Consider the following 18,747-nt stretch of genomic DNA (forward strand, 5'->3'; position numbering starts at 1 on the left):
TGGTTGTGGCCGAGGATTTTTCGAGATTAGGATTTTGCGAGAAAACGAATGATCTGCTTAGCAACACTCAGAAGATCAGGCCCAACCAGATCCGCGCTAAAGCCATTCGGATGGATGCTCACCAGAGCGGTGCGGCAACCGGCTACTCGGCCTGCTTCGATATCACACTCGCTGTCGCCCACCATCCATGATCCGCGCAGATCGATCCCGAACTCAGATGCTGCCCTGTGCAGCATGCCGGGCTTCGGTTTGCGGCATTCGCAGGCATCTGCGTAATCGTGTGGACAGCAGTAAACGGCGGAGATACGTCCGCCGGCCTGGCGGACCGCTTCAGATACGCGATGATGAATGTCCTCAACATCTTGCCGCGACACGAGACCACGCGCGATTCCCCGCTGGTTTGTAACGATGAAGATTTCGTATTCAGCGCGCGTCAATTGTGCAACCGCTTCGAGCGATCCAGAAAGGAGTTCGATTTCATCCCAGCGTCGAACATACTGTCCTTCCGGCGCCTTACGATTCAGCACGCCATCGCGGTCAAGAAATATCGCTATTCGCAAAGAGCTCGCTTTCCACAATTTCGCAAAGGATGTGACCGGTAAGGATGTGAGCCTCCTGAATTCGGGGCGTGTCGCTGGAAGGGATACAGAGACAGTAGTCGACAGCGGAACGAAGCAGTCCGCCGTCGAACCCGGCGAACCCAATCCGGAGCATCCCCTTCTCCTCGGCAACCCGCATGGCCTGGAGCACATTGCGCGAGTTCCCGCTTGTGCTGATACCGAGAGCAACATCGCCCGGCACCGCCAATCCCTGCAACTGGCGCGCAAAAACGTGGTCAAAGGAATAGTCGTTCCCGATCGCCGTCAGTGCCGAGGTGTTCGCATTCAACGCAAGGCCAGCCAAGGCCGTGCGCTCCTGCAGGTACCGCCCGGTCAGCTCTGCCGCGAGATGCTGTGCATCGGCCGCGCTGCCGCCGTTACCGAAGAAGAAGACTTTCCCGCCTTTTCGGAGAGAGTCGGCCATGAGCATGCCGACTTCAGTAACCTGTTGCAGGAATCGAGCATCGTTCAAAAGCAATTGCTTGACGGCGATGCTTTCTTCGATTCGTTTCGCTGCCAGGACCGCATTATGCGCCGCTGCGGGCTTCATGCACCCTCCACGTCTGCAGTCCAGTCGGCTCGAACGCGAACTCGGTTGGAGTGGCTCCCATTCTGCGCAAGGCTTCCGCGACCTTGTGTTTCTTCTCAAACTCGCAGTAGAACATCATGTATCCGCCGCCGCCTGCACCTGTGATTTTTCCGCCGAGGGCACCGTGCTTCCGAGCTTCCTCGTACATTTCGTCGATATGTGGATTGCTGATGCGCGTCGACATCTTCTTCTTGGTCTCCCACGCGCTATGCAGCAGATCGCCCATTTCATTGAGTTGGTGTCGCAGCAGCGCGTTCTTCATCGTCACCGCCAGCTCTTTCTGAGCGGCGAGCGCTGCGACCGTATCTCCCTGCTGTTCGGTGAAACGGCTGGTCTGATCTTCAATGATGCGGTCTGAACGGCGTGTTGTGCCCGTGTAACACAGGAGCAGGTTGTGTTCGAGTTCGTTGCAAACGTCGGGCGTGATCCGAAGCGGGTTCACGATAACGCGATCCTTCTCGAATTCGATAAAGTTGAAGCCGCCGAAACCAGCCGCGTACTGATCCTGCAATCCGCCCTTAATGCCGAGGTCTTCCCGCTCGATGCTGTATGCAAGTTGAGCCACCTCGTAGTTCGTGAGCGGAAGGCTCTTGAATTCCTTCACTAATCCGACTAGGGCGACCATCAGCGCCGACGACGAGCCCAAGCCGGAGCCCGGCGGCGCATCGCAGTGCAGGAAGATGTCGAAACCATGCGAGTTAAGTGCGCCTAATCTTTTCAGCGCGGCTTTGACCAGATCAAGCTTTCCATCAAAAACCAGATCCTGGCCGACTTCGAACTCCATCGAGAGATCAAGATCAACGGACTCGATTTTGATAATGCCATCGGGCCTGCTGCGAAGGCTTCCCCATGCGAAGTTGTCGATTGTGGCGTTCAAAACGCAACCGCCATGAGTTTGGGGATAAGGCGGCACATCCGTTCCTCCGCCAGCAAAGCTGACGCGGAGTGGTGCCTTGGCTCGAATGATCATGACTGAAAGTGCTCCCTGAGCTCCGACTGGGCCCTTGTAAAGTCTTCCGGCACGCCTATGTCAATGAAGTAGCCCGTCGTCTTGAAGCCGAGAAAACGGTCGCCGACGAGCGAAGGAAGTATCTCTTTTTCGAGCGAAACCTGCCTGCCTTGCGGAATGAGATCTAGAACCTCTGGCTCAAATACATAAACTCCGCCGTTGATGAGCGAGCTTTGCGTGACATCAGCGTCGCCGCGTGCCTGCTTCTCTACAAATGCGCGGACGCAACCGTCATTATCAAGTCGCACGGAGCCGTAGCGCCCACTGTGCGAAACCGCCGGGAGCGCCATGGTCACGAGAGCGCGCCTCTGTCTGTGTGCTGAAACCATCGTCGCGATATCACAATCAACGATGGAGTCGCCATTCAGCAAGAGAAATGATCGCTTGCCGATCTTGTCCGCGGCTAGACTCAGCGCTCCCGCAGTTCCCTTCGGTTCGCCTTCGACAGAATAGTGGAGGTCCAAACCCCAGCGTCGTCCTTTGCCTGCCCAGCGCTGAATATATGAGCGCTTGAACCCGACGCATAAGATGACCTCTCGCACGCCGCAGTTCTTCAACTGCATGAGCAGGTACTCGAGGAATGGGCGGCCCCCAACGGGAGCCATGCTCTTTGGACCAGAGTGGTACACGGAACGAAGGCGCGTCCCCAGGCCACCGGCCAAAATCACTGCTGGCGTGTCATTCATGAGTGTAAATTTTCCTGAGGCGAGATTAACGGCTGGCCACCGCTGCGATCGACGTATCTACGCCAGCGCACTGCATTAGAACCGATTCCATGTGACGGGCGACGATCTCCCAATCGTATTGCTCCTCAACCAGCTTGCGCCCGGCATTCGCGAGCGACTCCCTCAGTTCGCGGTTACTCAGCAGCGCGAGGGTATTGTCGGCAAACTCCCGCGGAGTGCTGGCAAGCAGCAGATGCTCACCATGCCTGACCGGCAAATCACCGCAAGCCATCTGCGTCGCCACCATCGGCGTGCCGACAGCGAATGCCTCCAGTATCTTGTTGCTGACTCCCGCACCTACAACAATGGGCGCTATTGAGACAGTCGCACTTGCAAGCGCTGGGCGCAGTTCCGGAACAAAGTCCGTAATCTGGAGACCCGGAGTGCCACGATGTTCCTTCAAGAGGAAACGGCTTGCCTGGTTTCCCACAAGAACCAGCCGCACGTTCGACCTCTCCTGCCGAATTAGCGGGTACACGTGCTGGATGAAGTAGCGAACGGCGTGGCGGTTAGGACGGTATCCAAAAGCGCCCGAAAAGAAGATTGTTTCCGGGTCCTCTTCGCCCTCGGACTTCCGGTAGAAGCGGTCGCAATCGACGCCGTTGGCTACTTGCACGCAACTGGCATCCGGCGCGAGCGCCTGGACGGATTCCTTGTCAACGTTGGAGCAGAACACAGCAGAAGCCACGCGACGCGCCAACTTCGGTTCGAAGCTGCGGAACTTCAAATACTCTTCCGTGCCGATGATGCGCTCCCACCAGCATCCTGCCGACATCAGCCGACGGTTATAGAGCGTCATCGAATCCGTCGGATCGCAAACGATCGGGACGCGACACTCCTGCGGTACATACTGCAGCGCCCGCCAGCGCTCGACGTAAATCACGTCTGGCTGATTCTGCGCGATTGCGTCCCCAACCTCCCGCCGCATCGCAGACGATTGGAAAAATGCTTCCCGAAGCGGCCGTCTTGTCGGCAGCGAAATGGCCGTACGTGCGAGGGCTCCGAACTTATTGTGTCCACAAACACGAACGCTGGCGCAATATTTGCGCACCTCATCAAGCCTGCCCATGTCTTGCGCAGACGTGGCCAGGCATACGAGATCAATCGAGTGCTCGCGTGCCAGTCGCGGAATCAGGTTGTAGGACCTGACACGAACCGGCCACGGCACAAAAGGAAGGATGTAGAGAATGCGCATCGATTGGGTGCCTACTGATTCGTTCCAATCTCGCGTTGGCACGCTGTGACCTTGCGAAGAAGGACACTGCCCCACAGATCGGGTATCTCAACGAGGTGCTCCGGTTTGTCCTGAAGGAAGGGGTCCAGCGCCCGTTTCATTGCGTAGTTCGATTCCGGAGAGTTGTAGTCGTGAACCATCAGGTACCCACCACGGGAGATGCGCGGATAGAAGAACTCCAGAGCAGCTGCGGTAGGCTCGTAGATATCAAGGTCAAGCAGCACGAACGCGAACGTAGTTCCGCTGACGTCGGCCAGCGTCTCTGGGACGGTGCCCGGATGAATGATCGCATCCGGCAAACTACTCCGTAGTCGAAGTGCGCTCGTATCACGAAACCGCTTCGAGTCACCGGCGTGCATGATTTCACATTCCGAGAGCTGATCTTTCGGGAACCCTTCAAAGGTGTCGAACAGGTGAAGTTCTCGATTAGTGCAAGTGCGGATAAACCGACTTGTATCGCCGCGCCACACGCCAACCTCTGCAATTTCGCCCGGAACTTCATCCGTGTCGATACGCTTCAGTGCGAGCGCTATTGTTGAGAAGCGCACGGGATCCCCGTTCGACGACACGGCCTTGCATGCCTTGTCGTTGTACGTAGGAAACCTCATATGTGGGTAGAAGCGGGTAAGAACTTTCATAAGTGCCGCCATTTGAGAGCGCCCTTTTGACGTGAAGTTGCGAAGTAAAACTCTGAAATCAAACTATTGATTCACTCGCCCATACTGTGGGCATTTACCGCCTGCCCCAGCACCGACTGGTAGCACTGCACGAAGACACCAGCGAGGTGAGTCCACGCATACTTGCGCTTGACCATCTCATAACCAGAATTCGCTAGTTCTTCGCGCAGACCGCGATTGCCGAGCAGCAACACTGCGGCGTCGGCAAACTCCTGTACGCCGTCAGCAATGAAAGCATCCTTGCCGGCGGAGACATCGATTCCCTCGCAGCCCAGCGCGTTCGAGAGCACGGGCTTGCGCATCGCCATAGCCTCAAGCACCTTCAGCGCAATTCCACCGCCGCTCTCGAGGTAATTCAGCACCAAGGTCGCGCTGTGCACATAAGGCCGGACATCCGGCACAGGTCCGGTTACGACCGCGCCATTTGCCTCAACCTCCCGCCTCAAGCTCTCGGGAACTCCCTTGCCCACTATGTACAGTTTCGCTTCCGGCAGCTTCGCCTTGATGCGAGGAAATATCTCGGTTGCAAGCACTCTAAGATTGTGCTGCTTCGGCTTCCACTCGAAGCTGCCTGTCAGGACCATCGTGCATGGCTCTTCCGCTACGTTCGTCGCCGGTGCAAAGTACTCCGTGTCAACACCCGACGGTATCGTCAGCGTGTTCGCGCCAGGAGCAATCTCGCGCAGATAGCGTTCGTCCGCCTTGCTAACCGTGATGCATCGTGCAAACTTTCCAGCCATGCGCGCCTCATAGTGGCGAATCCGTGGCGTGCAGAGCCGCACGAACATTCTTTCCATAATGCTGCGGGCGTGCTGGCCGTGCCGCTCCCAGACTTTGTATTCCACATTGTGCTCGCGCAGGATCACCGGCACTCCAGCCGCGTATGGCAGATAGGCCGCAGTGTTCAGGTGTTGCAACTCGACCAAATCGGTATCGAAATCGCGCACCGACGCACGTATGAGTTCGCCCATGCGCGGATCGAAATAGGTTCCGGCACTTCCGGGCGGGTCTGTGAAGAGGCCCTTCACCAGTCGCGAGTAGCGATTTCCTTTTGGAGCCCCTATGGTCCGAACGTCAGCGCAGTAATCTCGCAGAGCTCGTATGTTGTCCGCGTCGTCTGCTTCGGCGAATGACACCAGCACGATCTCATGTTTGCGCGACAGATATTTGATCGGGTTGAAATACCCGATCCGTCCACCATCGTTCGGCGGATACGGCAGGAAATGCGTTACGAATAGAAGGCGCATTTGAAAGCTGGACTAAACGGTTCCCTTTGCTTCGGCCTGGGGCGTTATGGCTTCGCCCTGGAAGTCGCGCGAAAGCAACTTCACGAGAGCGGCTATTGTGCAAAACAATGCAAGGTAGTGCTGGCCTGCAAACGGAACATCCACGATATTTGCAAGCATGGTGGCCAGCAAGCCGACCCACAGCCCCAACGGTACTGCGGTCAGCGTTCTTGCAGCCAACCGATATGTTCTGACGACGACCAGTCCCACGAGAGCGAAATAGGGTATGGCGCCAACAAGTCCGAGCTCTGAGAGCGAATTCAAAACGAAGTTGTGTGCTGTAAGTCGAATGCTATCGATACTGAGCGCAGCCGTTAAATTGACAATCTGTCCTGGGCCGACCCCCAGCAACGGGTTCTCGAGGAAAGCATTCCAAGCTAGGCGGTAGATGTCAAAACGATCAAAATCGGGCTGATTGATTCGTTCCATCAACAGAACGGTGTTTGCCGATACCATTTCGTCTGGTAATAACAGCAGAACCGCGGCAAGAACAACCACAACAATTGCGATGTGCTTGAACTTGAGGCCGGCCCGCAACATCAAAGGCAATGACAGCACCGCTGATGCGATCAGCGCGAGAAACGCGCCTCTTGACATGGCAATGAACAGCCCAAGCAGCATAAAGGCGCAGGCAACACCTGCGATCCACCGCCTCGCGCCACGCTCTCTCTTGGCCTGACCTGCCCCAATAGGAAAAAGAAACACAAGTATTGCGGCGATGTAGTTGTGCTGGCCCATAGGAAGCTCAACGAGGTTCTTGAGCGCACGCGCCGTATCTTCTCCTTCGAAGACAGCACTCCATCCAGAGACAAAGCCATAAAGCAGCATTAGTCCTGTCACGCCGCCGAAGAGCACCAGAGTAGAAAGAATTTTCCGCTCATAACCGGGCAGAAATGCAAGAACATAAACGAGTATTCCAAAGGCGAAGACTTTCGTTGAGACCAGGCTTTTGAAGATGTCGTTTGGGTTCGCGAAAGACGACATCATATGCGCAAGCAGGCAAACTACGGCAATGCTAAGAAACGTTGTATCCGTAAGGTCGGGCCAGTACTGCCCAAACACCATCTCGACACTCAGCACGCACACGAGCGCCAGCATGACGACGTCAAAAACAAGAATGACAGGGGCGCGCTCCGACAACGCGACATTGGTACCGCCCAACAGTAGCGAAAACAGGAGCAGTGGTAGCGGCCACCAGGGGCGGCGGATGTCGGCTGGCCGTGGTTGTGCAATATTCGCCATCGCCCGGTTACTTCTCTTGTGTGACGACAAGCTTGCGGCTACCGAAGCGAGCCAGAAGTGGACGGACTGCGCTGCCTGCCTCTCGTAACAATACTTTTCGAGAGTCGTCATCCGCCATGCGAGCCCATCGTTCTCCCGCAAGAACCCAAAGCGATGCGCACATGAAGCAGAGTGCCGTTCCTACAAGGACGAGAATGGTTCGAGGTGGGCCGGATTTTTTTTCGGGAACAACGGCGGCATCCAGAACCTTCACAGTTGGGATTTCTTTTGCTTCTTGTACCTTCGCCAGTTCGTACTCTTTCGTCAGGGTTTCGAACACCGCCTCCTGAATTTTCGTTCGGCGAAGGAGATCAACATAGGTCACGCCAATGATGGGAAGGCTGCGAATGGACGGGTATGAACCGGAGGCGTCGGGACCCGCGAGGCTCGCATCAGAGCCGCGCAACTTCTCAACTTGTTTCTTTAACTCTGCGATTCTCGCCTGAACAGATCGGACGCGTATATTGTTCGGTGTGTAAATGGCTTCCAGCCCGCTGAGTTCAGTTTGGGCAGCCATGAGTTGCCCTTGCAGCAAGGCTGCCGCCTCGACCATCGCGCGCCCCTGCTCTTTGATGTCGATGGTCGTATTCTTACTCGAAAACTGGCTCAGGTCTTTAGCCGCTATATCCAACTCCTGCTTTACCGCTCGCAGCCGTTCATCGAGGAAAACGCGTTCCCGGTGCGCCGACGAGGTGCTCAGTTGGGCGACAGAGCGATCCAGTTGCGCAACGTATTCTTGTGCCATCTCAGCCGCTCGCTTGGGGTCCTTGTCGGTTACGCTGATCGTGATGATTCCGCTCTTTCTGTCTTCCGAAATCTCGGTTTTCTGCCCGAGTTTTTTTCGTGCGGTCTCGTAATACTTAGTTCGATAAATTTTTCGTAAATCGAATTTGTTGATCAGTCCATCCCGGACAGTGCGACTGTGCAGAATACCCACAAAGAGATCGCCCGTATTCTTGATTCCGAAAAGACTGCTGGCAAGTCCTCCCATGGCTGGGCTGCCTCCCGAAAAGGCAGACAGCATCGCCAGAGGATTCGAGGAGGCACCGTCCGGCGGCATCAACTGAGTCTGCGCACGATACCAATTTGGAATACACAGAGAAATGACAACGGACGCGAGGAGCCCGTATGTGGCAGCACGATACAGTGTTCGCCGGCGTCGCCACAGCAGCCGTATGTAGCTCATCTCTCGTTCTCGGGGATCCGAGCCGCCATTGTTCACCGCGCCCTCGTTCGGCGCTTGTCTCTCCTGGCTAGCGTCAAATACAGTGCTTTCCATGTCTCCATCTCGGCGGATCACTTAATGTCCGCAAGAACCTCGGTTGTCTCCGGTTCACGCCTCTCTCGACGCGAGGCAACAAAAACGCGCACACCTTCTATGAATGCGCTCGAAGCTGTGGTGAAAAGTTGTAACGAACAGGTTCGCATCAAGAGCTTGGCTGTAATCTTCAGTGCGTATCCAAACAGCAGCACGACCGCAAGCAGACGTCCGAAATTCTTCAGCAAATAATAAACGTGGTTGCGGGTGATGTACCGCACGGCGAAGGACGATTCGTCGCCCCCTGTCAAACTGCTGACCTTGTGGTACAGCGTTACTGCAGGCTCGTAGTTCAGAACCAGTCCCGCCTGCTTTGCGCGATAGCAGAAATCGGTGTCATCGAAATACACAAAGTAGCGCTCGTCCATGTAGCCGATACGCTCGAAGACGCTCTTCCGCACAAGCATGCAGCATGTTGGTGCGTAGGTCACTTGCCGCGGAGCGTCGAACTGCCCGCAATCGCGTTCGCGCATCCCATAGTGTTCGCCGGAGTAGCCGCGCCATGGATTGATCCACCCGCCCGCGCACCAGATCGTGTCCTTTGGCTCGAAGTACATCATCTTCGGGATGATCATGTCGCAGCCCTGTTGCGCCATGCTATCCGCCAGCTTCGCCATCAGGCCCGGCTCGAACTCCGTATCGTTGTTGATCAGCAAAATAGCATCGCAACCATCCGCGAAAGCCGCATGGATGCCTTGGTTGTTGCCCGCCGCGACGCCACGGTTGTCATCGTTTCCAATCACCAGGACAGGAACGTTAGAGCAGGTGCCAGCTAGTTCCGCCGAGCCGTCTTTCGAGGCGTTGTCCACAACGTACAGGGTGTAGTTGCCCCACGTCTGGCCAGCCATGGACCGAAGAAATCCTGGAAGAACGCCAGCACTGTTGTACGTGACCGTGACGACGCCGATCTTCCAATCGCTGGCCATGGGCCGGTTACCCATGGAAGAGTCCTCGATCGCGCATCTCTTGCAGCGAAGACTCGTACTTCGTCGCAGCACATTCCTGCCCGGCAGCCCACTCCAGGAACCGCTGCACGCCTTCCTCAAACTGCCATACAGGTTCGTAGCCAATGCGCGCGCGTACCCGGCTGAGGTCTGCGAGGTTGTGCCGTATGTCTCCCTGCCGGAATGCACCTGTAACCGAAATCTCGGAACTGCTGCCGAAGAATGCAGTGATCTCTTCGACAACCTTCTTAACCGTCGTGCGCTCGCCGGACCCTACGTTCAGGGCCACTGCGGCAACATCGTCGCAAGCGAGGCACCTGGAAATGGCATCGACCACGTCGTCTATGTAAACGAAGTCGCGGCTCTCCTCGCCATCCTCGAAGATGTAGATAGGAAGATTTTTCCGTGCCTGGGTTGCAAAGATGGCAAGGATGCCCGTGTACGGATTTTTGAGAGACTGTCCGGGGCCGTAGACATTCTGGAAGCGCAACGCATATGTGCCGAGGCCAAGCGCCTGCCCGAACATCAGCGTCATCTGCTCCTGTACCTGCTTGGTGAGTCCGTAGAAGGAGGTCGGCTGGAGCGGGGCTTCCTCCGGCGTGGGCTCGGAGAACACGTCGCAACCGCACGAAGGGCAGCGCGGATTGAATCGGCCAGCCTCCATATCGGCGACAGCGCGCACTGGAGGGTACACCGTGCCGTGCTCGGCGCAGCGATAACTTCCCTCGCCGTAGATGGCGCGCGATGACGCCGTGACAAGCCTCCGAACGCGATGCGTCTTGCAATTGACCAGGTAATCCAGAAGCACGGCGGTGCCGCCCACGTTGACGTCCTGGTAGCGCACAACTTCATACATCGACTGCCCGGTTCCGGTCTCGGCAGCGAGGTGTACGACTGCATCCTGCGCCTGCAGCGCACGCGCAAAGACGTTCCCATCGCGCACGTCTCCAACATGAAGCGCAATGTGATCGATCAAATCCGGGGCCAGCGACTGGTTGCTTCCGTGAATCTGCGGACTGAAGTTGTCGAGGATGGAAACCGCGTGGCCTTCGCGCAATAAGCGACGTGCGAGGTGGGTACCGATGAAGCCTGCCCCGCCGGTGATAAGAATTTTCATAGTTGGTCAGCCTTGCGAGCCGTGATCTCGATGACGTCTCCGAGGCCGAACAAATCAAAGGCGCGGGCGATACGTTGTGCGCCGAACCGAAGGAACTTATTGTTGTAAGCCCAACCCTGCTCCGCAGTACGCTTGGAATTTCTATTGAGCCAGATCTGAAAGCTCCCCAAGAGGCCAGAGTAATCCGAGTTGTACGTCACCTTTTCAACGGCGAAGCCATGTTTTGAAAGGAGCTGTGAGAGCGTGCGAGGAGAGTAATGAAAAGTGTGCACTGGTGCGCAGAGATACCACCAGTGATGACGAAAAAAACGAGCATTCGCCCCCTCTATGTTCGGAACGCCAATCAACAGCTTGCCCGAGGGCTTGAGGATTCGATGCAGCTCTTTGAGCGTTTCATTCGGACGGGACATGTGCTCGAAAGAGTGGTTCGAGCGGACATAATCGAAGAAATTGGGAGCGAATCCTGCATCGAAAATCGTTCCGGCCTTAATGTTCAATTCAGCGGTTTGCCGCCCTATGCGGGCTGCTTCGGAAGAGATCTCAACACCATACGTATCCCAACCGCGTGCTCGCATGTTCGCCAGGAACCAGCCTGTTCCGCACCCCACATCGAGAATACGTCCAGGCGAAGAGAAGTTGGGGTCTTTCGTTCCAGTACGCATTCCGAGTAGTGACTTCAGAATCTCCCAGTAACGGCTGGCCCTACGCGAGAGGTCTTGGTAAGCGTAGTAATTCTGTGGATAGAGACTTGCAAGCTCCTGGTCCGAGTACATTGGATTCAAGAATACGAGCTCGCATTCAGAGCAGCGCGTGAGCCGGTACTCGCCAGCTATACCGTAGTGACGATCCCTTGCGCTAAACGCTTCGGTGTGCTGCCTGCACTCGCAAACCGGGCAGGCTTCTAATTCGTAACTCAATTACTTCCCTTTCGAGACTGGAACCCACAATGATGATGCAAATCGTACTGCCCCATCTCACTCACGCGAATCTCGCACCATAGTTTCCAGACCTTAAGCACCCGCCGAATTAGGCCATTGCGCTGTTCCATGGCGCATCACATTGCGGAATCCGCCAACATCCCCCCACTTCAGCGCACAAACGAGAGCCCCTATGCACCCGAAGAGAAACGATGTGGCACGTACCACAGGTGTTCCGCCATTGATCCAGTGGAGCACTAATCCCACGGCGAGTATCGGCGTGGAACAAACGAGGGGTTTGAGAATCGCGCCCTTGATTAGCTTCTGAACATCGACTCGTATGTCAGCAGTTTTCCGCATGTTGTACAAGAGGTGCCCTAACACTCCCGCTACTGCACCTGCGAGAGTCCCAATGGCAACACCAATCGCACCATAAAAGGGAGCAAGCACCACACTCACAGCCAGATTGGTCAAACCTTCCAGAAGCGGAGTCATTATGACTAGCCGCTGTTGTCCAGTGCCTACCAGCAGGACGGAATAGGGCGTCATGGAAAGGCGAATAATATTTGCCACGATCAGTATCTGAAGCAACAGGAAACCGTGCGCGGCATACGCACCACCTACCCACAACCTCAGAACCCAATCACCGAGCAATATGAGTGGGAGTCCGGTGAACAGAAGGAGGAACATGCCGTAACGACTTGTCACCTGCAACAATGTGCCGAGTTCCTCTGTAGCGCCACGAGCGTGCAGCACAGCAGAGTTTGGAATCATTGCGCTAAAAATCGCATTCTGCAAACCTGCGATGAACGTTACGAGACTCGCCGCTATTGAATAGTAGGCTACTGCGCCAAATTGATAATGCGCAACAAGCGTGACATTCAGTCCCGTTATCAACAGCATGGCGAAGGACCACACTGTGAGGCTCAGGCAATATGCGCTGAGTTCCTTCAGGTGGCGCTTGGAAGCCAGGGATGGAGTCAGGCGCATAGAGGGCGCGAGACGCCGGAACATGACGTACTGAACGATGTACGCAGCGACATTCACCAGCGCCATGCTAGCCGCGATTTGCGGGATCGTGCCGCCGTGTCGTACAACAACAATCAGCAGGACCGCGCTGATGATCCGCGATGTCGCGATGATGCCGGCGGGAACTTCGTTTCTTTGCAGGCCGACAAAGACACCGTTGAAAACGGACATCGGCAGCCCTATTGCCAGCGACGATCCAACCAGGAGCAGCGCAAGGCGCGCATCGTTGAATAACGCAGGGGGCATCTCGCCAAACAACCTCGGCATGAGGGCCGCGCCTGCGATAAGCGCGATAACCGCCAGCGCGCCGGCAACCGTAAGCACCACGAACGCGGTATTCACCATGCGATCGCGGAAGTCCGCGTCCCCGCGCTCGTTGGCGTGAGCGACGAACCGGCTTACGGCCGTCTGAATTCCAAAATCGAGATAGCCGACGTACGCGCTCAGTTGGAGTACGAGGGCCCACACGCCATATGTCTCTGGCGACATGGCGCGCGTAAGAAATGGCGGTACTGCCAGCGCAACGATTGCCGAACTGCTGCCGCGTACCACGTTCGCGACAGCATTCTTCACCAGCGTTATCTTCTCGTCGGGTACCAAGGAATCCTTTAGCTCTACGGAGCAGAGGTCGTGCCGGGTTTTGGCGAATGTCCGGGCCGGTAAGATATCTGAAGCCACGTGGCGAAGTTCGAGTTAGTGCCACTCGACAGCATCGGGAAATTCCAGCGTTCGTACTGTGTAAATGCTGAAACCTCGTAATTGCTCTTCACGCGGAATTCAGCTTTCGCCGAGAAGTTGTGAAGGTTGCCGCCTTTCAGGTACTCGGGATTAGCGATCTGGTGCCGGTATCCAAACTGAATCCGATTGAAAGGCGAGATCCAGTACGTGCTCCACAATTGCAACCCGCGGCTATCGCGCCCTGCCCAGGTTGCGATCAGTTGTCTGTTGTTTGTATAGGAGTCGCGGTAAACGCCGTTCCAGTACGCGAAGTGTCCGCCGCGAACCTGGGTTGGCGTGCCCGGAATATCTGTGTAAACGGCTTCCGCTCTGAAATCGACCTTCGGCAGTCCCGGCAGTTGCGGGATGTAAATACCGGGGTTCATGGCAGCCCTGTGCGGCGCAGCTAGCGCGGACGGGTCATCATCGGTCATGGAGTCGTTGTACAGAACCAACCATTTCCGCAAGCCTGGTACTCGGTAACTGAAATCGAACCCGCCGCGTCGATCGCCAGCGTCGTTGCCCGGCAAGTCCGCGTTAGGATGATCCCCCACTGAGAAGTATGTCTTAAAGAAAAGTCTCGGCGTGAGTGGAGTTCCGGCTCCCGCAAAAATGACTGTGCGAGAGAAACCCAATTCAAGGTTCGGCGTGGGCTTGAAGCTGATCTTCTCACCGTGAATCATCGGGCGTGCCGGTCCAACATGGCCTGAAAGCTTGCCGAGGAACATCTCGCTGCGGATCGGGCCCATCTTGCTAAATATCCAAGGAAGCAGGATTGGCGCGGTTCGCGTCATGCGGAACATGTAGATAGACTCCGCATTGTTGCTGAACAGCATGGCCTGCCCCCGTCCGGGGCCCCACCAAAGCGGTTGCTTGCCGAACGAGAAGCTGATGTCTCGATACTGCACGGCGACTGAGGCCTCCACAATGTGCAGGCGGTCGAGCGAGTTAGCCGAAGGGCCCGGAACGATCGGCTTGACGTCAACGTCTGAGATCGTCTGCTGCAATTGGAGTGAATAAGGAATATTGGGCGCGGAGTGCTGGTATTCGCCGCGGAATGAAATTGCTGCCGGGCCAGCAACCGCTCGGCCGGAGACACCGAGGGTGGAATTGAACCCCTCACCGTACGGTCTACCGTCATCGTTTATTACGGTTTGTCCGAAGTGTAGGCCGTCGGTTAATGGTCTTCCCTGGATCCCGCCGACTCGGGTGTAGATGGAATCGATTTCGGCGCCAAGATTTGTATCTCCATCGAGACGGCGAGATTCCAGCGCGAACTCGTTTGAGAGTGCCTTGACCAGCTTCTCCAAATCCGCGTCGTCCGGACCAAGTTCCGACTCAGCAGAGGCCTCTTGCAGGAGTCGTGCGCATTCCATTCGGGTCCACGGTCGCAGGCCCAGGAATGCCGACTGTATGTACCCCCTGGCAATCAGGCGATCGAATACCGGATAGATCCAGCTGTCCATCGGCACGGAGGGCGATGCCATGTTGGCGGAAGAGCGTTTTGTTTCCCCGGTTTCCTTTACGAACGTGCCGATCCCCTCGCCGCCGAGAGACGTGTCATGATGCGCGCGGTAGATCTGCCGTCCAACCAGCCAACCGATCGTGCTACCGATCAATACATCCGACGGAAAGTGCTGCTGCCCGATTACGCGCGCGGTGCTGATTGCCGCCGCGCCGCCGTAGGCCAGCAATTTCGTTCCTGTTCCCGGGTATTCGTGGGCGATGACGCTTGCGGCAGCCCATGAAACCGAAGCGTGGTCGGAAGGAAAGGACGCGCCACCAGACCAGAACCGTCCCGCGCGATTATCCTCAAGAGGCCGCGGGCGGCGCGTTACCAGCTTGAGAGCGGTTGTAACCGCGGCCGCATTCGTCACCGCTTCCCCAGTCAATATTCCGGTCTCGCGCAGATGGTCACTATCTGTGAAGTGGCCCCAACCATAGAACAGTCCGCTAAGGGCCACGGCCGAGAAGGCTCCAACGTCAGAGAACTGCCTTGCCCTGCGACTGGTGTTCTCGGTGGGAGAAAACCTCCGCATTGTCGACTCGTCCGATGCGATTAACCCGCCGGTAGCGAGCCCGATCGGCAGCAGCCACTTCGTGTCGCGTGCTTTCAGCCGCAGGGGAGACGTCCAGATCGCCTGCTGATCTTCGCCGAAACGCTTCAGGTACGAGACCACGAACACTCGTTTTGGTTTCGGCGTCGGCGTTGCTTGTGACGAGTCGGACTGTGGTTTCTGATGAACAGGGTCCGCAGTCTGCGCCACCTCTTCTTGGGCGAGGATGCTCACCGGAGAAAGCAGCAACAGCACTGTCATCCAAAGGACGACTCTCCCGCTGAACTTCGAGGACACTGCAATGACGGCCCAATTCATCAGAAAGTAGTTGCCACGCGTGCTGCAATTGCGACCGACGAGGTCACCTGTGCCGCATTCAGCAGATTACGCCAGAAGGTGTTTTCGGTGGCAATGCGCTCCGGAACGACAAGAGAGTCGCCCGGCTGCAACACGGTTCCCATGACTCCGCCAGACCACCATCCCCCGTTGCCGGCGCCAATGACTGAACCATCGGCGCGTACTACAAAAATTGCCTTCTTGTTTCCGAACTCCGTTGCTCCACCAGCCTTTCGCAAATACCACTGCGCGTTCTTGCCGGGCACGTAGGTGATGGCCGAAGGGCTGTTCACCTGACCATTCACAAGCACGAAATCCGGGCGCTTCGGGATGATGAGCACATCGCCTGCTCGTATCTCGACGTCAGCGGGAGTGTTCTCCCATTTACCAAGATCGGCACTGATACGGATGACCTGCCGGCCCGCCGGAGCCTCTTCTTTTAAGCGCGTCAAAATCTGCTGTTGCTGCTGCATGAATGCGGTGGTCATCACAGCCTGTTCCGCTCCAGCACCCTTAGGCTTGGCGCCCTCTATACGACGGATGAGCGCCTGGCGAGCCTGGCGGTCCATCTGTCGTACTTGCGTGCGTTGCAGCACGGCGCCTGCGGGATAGGCGCTCTCCCGGAAGCCTCCGGCGCGCCGCAGCAGCGAACTGAGCCGTTCGCTTTCCTGGATTCCATAGGTTCCGGGATGCTGGACTTCGCCGGATACCGTGACCGCACCGCCGATGTCTTCCCAACCTGCTAATTGGCGAACGGTAAGCACGTCTCCCGGTTTCAACCGAATATCCATATCTGCCACACCATCCAGCGCTTTGCTGATCTCGACGACGCGGTGGTCACGCTGCACGCGCTCGCCGCCCTCGATTTCGTAGCTGGCCAAGTCCGCAGTCTGCCGGTAGGCGCTGCGCCTGAATCCACCAGCCATTCGCACTAATTCTGCGGTGCTCATTCCATCCGTAAGCGGATACTCTCCCGGGCGCAAAACTTCGCCGAAGATAGCGACCTTCGGGGCGTCCACTTCGTATCGGCCAAACACGCGTACGGTATCGAAGGGTTGCAACATCACAGTAGCTTTGTGTTGCATCACCTCGCTAAGGCTGAACTGCAAGACCATCGGGCGGAAGTCCGGCGGTTGTAACCGAATGATCTCTGCTTGAGTTGACGGTTCTGGAAGCAGGTCCTTATAAGACCGGATTAGGTCGCTGACCTGAATGTCTTTCCTGAATGGGTACTTACCCGGCCGCGTAACATGCCCGTCGAGATAAACGGTTTCGTTACTATAGGCAGGGATCGAGGAGATAGTCACTCGATCTCCGTCCTGCAGTTTGAAGGACACTAGAGCCTGCTTCAGCGAGGCGATGTCGGTTCCTTCGGGAAGATCGAGGCTAAGCATTACGCGACGTTCGTGCGCTTGCACGCGCTCAACCGCAATCTGGCGCAACGAGCCAGCCACCAGCACACCGCCCGCAAGTTCAAGCGCCTCGTAAAGTTCAGTTTCGCCCTTCAATTCATATAAGGCTGGACGGCGTACCATTCCGGCGACACTTACCTGTGGGCCCATTGGAGGCACCAGAATTGTGTCCCCCGCTTCCAGTCTTCCCACTTCGTCACTGACCCCATTGAGCAGAAGGTTGTAGATATCTACTTCCCGGATAAGCTCTTTGCCACGGTAGTGCTTTACGGTTCTGAGCGAGCCTCGCGCCGTTGGACCGCCCGCCGCATAGAGTGCGTTCAGTGGCGTCGAAAGCGAACTAATGTTATAAGCGCCCGCCCGCACGACATCGCCGACAACGTAGATCCGCACGGTACGCAAACGGCCGAGCGAGACATCCACGCCGACATCCTGCAATTGAGTGCGCAGGACCTTTCCTACAAACTCACGGGCTTGATCGAGTGTTTTCCCGCCGATCTGTACGGTGCCAACCTCTGGCAGTGCAATTCGTCCTTCTCGATCGACCGTCAGGCTAAGTTTTCGCGTCAGGCTGCCCCAGAGTTCGACCGTCAATCCGTCTCCGGGACCTAGCACATAGTCAGGTCCAGCGGGCAGGTCCATCTGCTTCGGATCTGGCGCCATGCCCTTGCGGAACATGTTCGCACCAAACCGCTCGAGCTTTACCGTGGGATCAAGCGTCTGAGTGTAAAGGTCCTCTAGAGATTGCAGACTGCGATGCGGCGGTCTGCGATGACGCAAGAGCACTTGTTCGTTGTCACGCTCCTTCGCAACACGCGGAAACTCTGGAACGGTCACCCGCGGACGACCAGCGTTTTGAGCACGCGAGGATTCTTTGCCATCAAGCGTAAGGTCCTCTTCACCATCTTCTTCGAAGTCATCCGGCCAGTTGCCGGGGCGTCGTTCGTTCTTGTCTGTGTAGGGGGTCTCGCTTTCGTCGGAGCCTGCAGGCCGCTTCAATTCAGGGTCGTCCGGTTCTATGTAACCCCGCTTCAACAGTTCTTCGGTGATGCGACTGCGCAGCTCTGCATCCTGCTCAATACGGCGGAGCAGCAGCGAATCGGGTACATCGCTCTCCTGAACAACTCTTCCCTGCTCGCGCAGTACGCGCGCGATTTCAATCTTGACCTGGGAGAGCAACTCAGGGTCCTGCTGCAACATTGCGATGATCCGCGACGCCGGTAGTTCATACCTGTTTCCGTAGGACGGCGAGGACGCTGTGCTCTTGCCGGTTTTGGGGCGGCCGCTCGGGGCACTACTCTCGTCCTGCGCGTGCAACGGAGCGAGCGCCAGCACAGCAACTATGAATAGCAGAACGCCAATGGCGAGCGAACGGCGAGGCGAAGATATCTTTTGAGATGGCAGGCTGTTCACGCTAATGACTCCATACCGATTCAACTGCATGACGGCTCGACACGCAGGATGGCACGCAGATAAAGACTTCGGAAGGCCGGGAACAAC

At 56.8% G+C, this 18,747-nt stretch carries 15 protein-coding genes; all 15 read right to left on the reverse strand.

Going from position 1 to position 18,747, the window contains the following annotated elements:
- Positions 1-26: 26 nt before the first annotated feature.
- The gene (locus VN622_10555; protein ID HWR36298.1) at positions 27-560 is read right to left on the reverse strand and encodes an HAD family hydrolase; all 534 of its coding nucleotides are present in this window, start codon (positions 558-560) and stop codon (positions 27-29) included.
- Positions 538-1,149: a D-sedoheptulose 7-phosphate isomerase gene (locus VN622_10560; GenBank protein ID HWR36299.1), complete on the reverse strand. Its 612-nt coding sequence runs from the start codon at positions 1,147-1,149 to the stop codon at positions 538-540. The genes VN622_10555 and VN622_10560 overlap by 23 nt, the downstream gene beginning before the upstream one ends.
- Positions 1,127-2,158 carry a GHMP kinase gene (locus VN622_10565; GenBank protein ID HWR36300.1) on the reverse strand — a complete coding sequence of 344 codons (1,032 nt, stop codon included), beginning with the start codon at positions 2,156-2,158 and terminating at the stop codon, positions 1,127-1,129. The genes VN622_10560 and VN622_10565 overlap by 23 nt, the downstream gene beginning before the upstream one ends.
- Positions 2,155-2,883 carry a nucleotidyltransferase family protein gene (locus VN622_10570; GenBank protein ID HWR36301.1) on the reverse strand — a complete coding sequence of 243 codons (729 nt, stop codon included), beginning with the start codon at positions 2,881-2,883 and terminating at the stop codon, positions 2,155-2,157. The genes VN622_10565 and VN622_10570 overlap by 4 nt, the downstream gene beginning before the upstream one ends.
- 25 nt (positions 2,884-2,908) lie before the next feature.
- Positions 2,909-4,117 (reverse strand): glycosyltransferase family 4 protein, encoded by a 1,209-nt coding sequence (locus tag VN622_10575; protein HWR36302.1) that lies wholly within the window; start codon positions 4,115-4,117, stop codon positions 2,909-2,911.
- Positions 4,118-4,128: 11 nt separating this feature from the next.
- The gene (locus tag VN622_10580; GenBank protein ID HWR36303.1) at positions 4,129-4,794 is read right to left on the reverse strand and encodes a TylF/MycF/NovP-related O-methyltransferase; all 666 of its coding nucleotides are present in this window, start codon (positions 4,792-4,794) and stop codon (positions 4,129-4,131) included.
- A 71-nt stretch (positions 4,795-4,865) separates the two neighbouring features.
- Positions 4,866-6,080 carry a glycosyltransferase gene (locus VN622_10585; GenBank protein ID HWR36304.1) on the reverse strand — a complete coding sequence of 405 codons (1,215 nt, stop codon included), beginning with the start codon at positions 6,078-6,080 and terminating at the stop codon, positions 4,866-4,868.
- Between the two features lie 12 nt (positions 6,081-6,092).
- The gene (locus VN622_10590; protein HWR36305.1) at positions 6,093-7,361 is read right to left on the reverse strand and encodes an O-antigen ligase family protein; all 1,269 of its coding nucleotides are present in this window, start codon (positions 7,359-7,361) and stop codon (positions 6,093-6,095) included.
- 7 nt (positions 7,362-7,368) lie between these two features.
- Entirely contained in the window at positions 7,369-8,679 is a 1,311-nt protein-coding gene (locus tag VN622_10595; GenBank protein ID HWR36306.1) for a GNVR domain-containing protein, read from the reverse strand.
- A 17-nt stretch (positions 8,680-8,696) separates the two neighbouring features.
- Complete coding sequence (locus VN622_10600) at positions 8,697-9,659, reverse strand: glycosyltransferase family 2 protein (protein ID HWR36307.1); 963 nt, start codon at positions 9,657-9,659, stop codon at positions 8,697-8,699.
- A complete protein-coding gene (locus VN622_10605) occupies positions 9,652-10,779 on the reverse strand; it encodes an NAD-dependent epimerase/dehydratase family protein (GenBank protein ID HWR36308.1) in 1,128 nt (375 codons plus the stop codon). Before VN622_10605 ends, VN622_10600 begins: the two co-directional genes overlap by 8 nt.
- Positions 10,776-11,552 carry a class I SAM-dependent methyltransferase gene (locus VN622_10610; protein ID HWR36309.1) on the reverse strand — a complete coding sequence of 259 codons (777 nt, stop codon included), beginning with the start codon at positions 11,550-11,552 and terminating at the stop codon, positions 10,776-10,778. The genes VN622_10605 and VN622_10610 overlap by 4 nt, the downstream gene beginning before the upstream one ends.
- Before the next feature lie 237 nt (positions 11,553-11,789).
- Positions 11,790-13,403, reverse strand: a complete 1,614-nt coding sequence (locus tag VN622_10615; protein ID HWR36310.1) for an oligosaccharide flippase family protein — start codon at positions 13,401-13,403, stop codon at positions 11,790-11,792.
- Positions 13,340-15,760 (reverse strand): capsule assembly Wzi family protein, encoded by a 2,421-nt coding sequence (locus VN622_10620; GenBank protein ID HWR36311.1) that lies wholly within the window; start codon positions 15,758-15,760, stop codon positions 13,340-13,342. Before VN622_10620 ends, VN622_10615 begins: the two co-directional genes overlap by 64 nt.
- Before the next feature lie 56 nt (positions 15,761-15,816).
- Positions 15,817-18,660, reverse strand: a complete 2,844-nt coding sequence (locus VN622_10625) for an SLBB domain-containing protein (protein ID HWR36312.1) — start codon at positions 18,658-18,660, stop codon at positions 15,817-15,819.
- Positions 18,661-18,747 lie beyond the last annotated feature (87 nt).

Source organism: Clostridia bacterium (assembly GCA_035561135.1).
Taxonomy (GTDB): domain Bacteria; phylum Acidobacteriota; class Terriglobia; order Terriglobales; family Acidobacteriaceae; genus DATMYA01.

Bases quoted from the DNA above. Each gene is read 5' to 3' on its own strand.
- VN622_10560 (HWR36299.1), bottom strand. From the start codon at position 1,149: ATGAAGCCCGCAGCGGCGCATAATGCGGTCCTGGCAGCGAAACGAATC.
- VN622_10565 (HWR36300.1), bottom strand. From the start codon at position 2,158: ATGATCATTCGAGCCAAGGCACCACTCCGCGTCAGCTTTGCTGGCGGA.
- VN622_10570 (HWR36301.1), bottom strand. From the start codon at position 2,883: ATGAATGACACGCCAGCAGTGATTTTGGCCGGTGGCCTGGGGACGCGC.
- VN622_10575 (HWR36302.1), bottom strand. From the start codon at position 4,117: ATGCGCATTCTCTACATCCTTCCTTTTGTGCCGTGGCCGGTTCGTGTC.
- VN622_10580 (HWR36303.1), bottom strand. From the start codon at position 4,794: ATGAAAGTTCTTACCCGCTTCTACCCACATATGAGGTTTCCTACGTAC.
- VN622_10585 (HWR36304.1), bottom strand. From the start codon at position 6,080: ATGCGCCTTCTATTCGTAACGCATTTCCTGCCGTATCCGCCGAACGAT.
- VN622_10590 (HWR36305.1), bottom strand. From the start codon at position 7,361: ATGGCGAATATTGCACAACCACGGCCAGCCGACATCCGCCGCCCCTGG.
- VN622_10595 (HWR36306.1), bottom strand. From the start codon at position 8,679: ATGGAAAGCACTGTATTTGACGCTAGCCAGGAGAGACAAGCGCCGAAC.
- VN622_10600 (HWR36307.1), bottom strand. From the start codon at position 9,659: ATGGGTAACCGGCCCATGGCCAGCGATTGGAAGATCGGCGTCGTCACG.
- VN622_10605 (HWR36308.1), bottom strand. From the start codon at position 10,779: ATGAAAATTCTTATCACCGGCGGGGCAGGCTTCATCGGTACCCACCTC.
- VN622_10610 (HWR36309.1), bottom strand. From the start codon at position 11,552: ATGTACTCGGACCAGGAGCTTGCAAGTCTCTATCCACAGAATTACTAC.
- VN622_10620 (HWR36311.1), bottom strand. From the start codon at position 15,760: ATGACAGTGCTGTTGCTGCTTTCTCCGGTGAGCATCCTCGCCCAAGAA.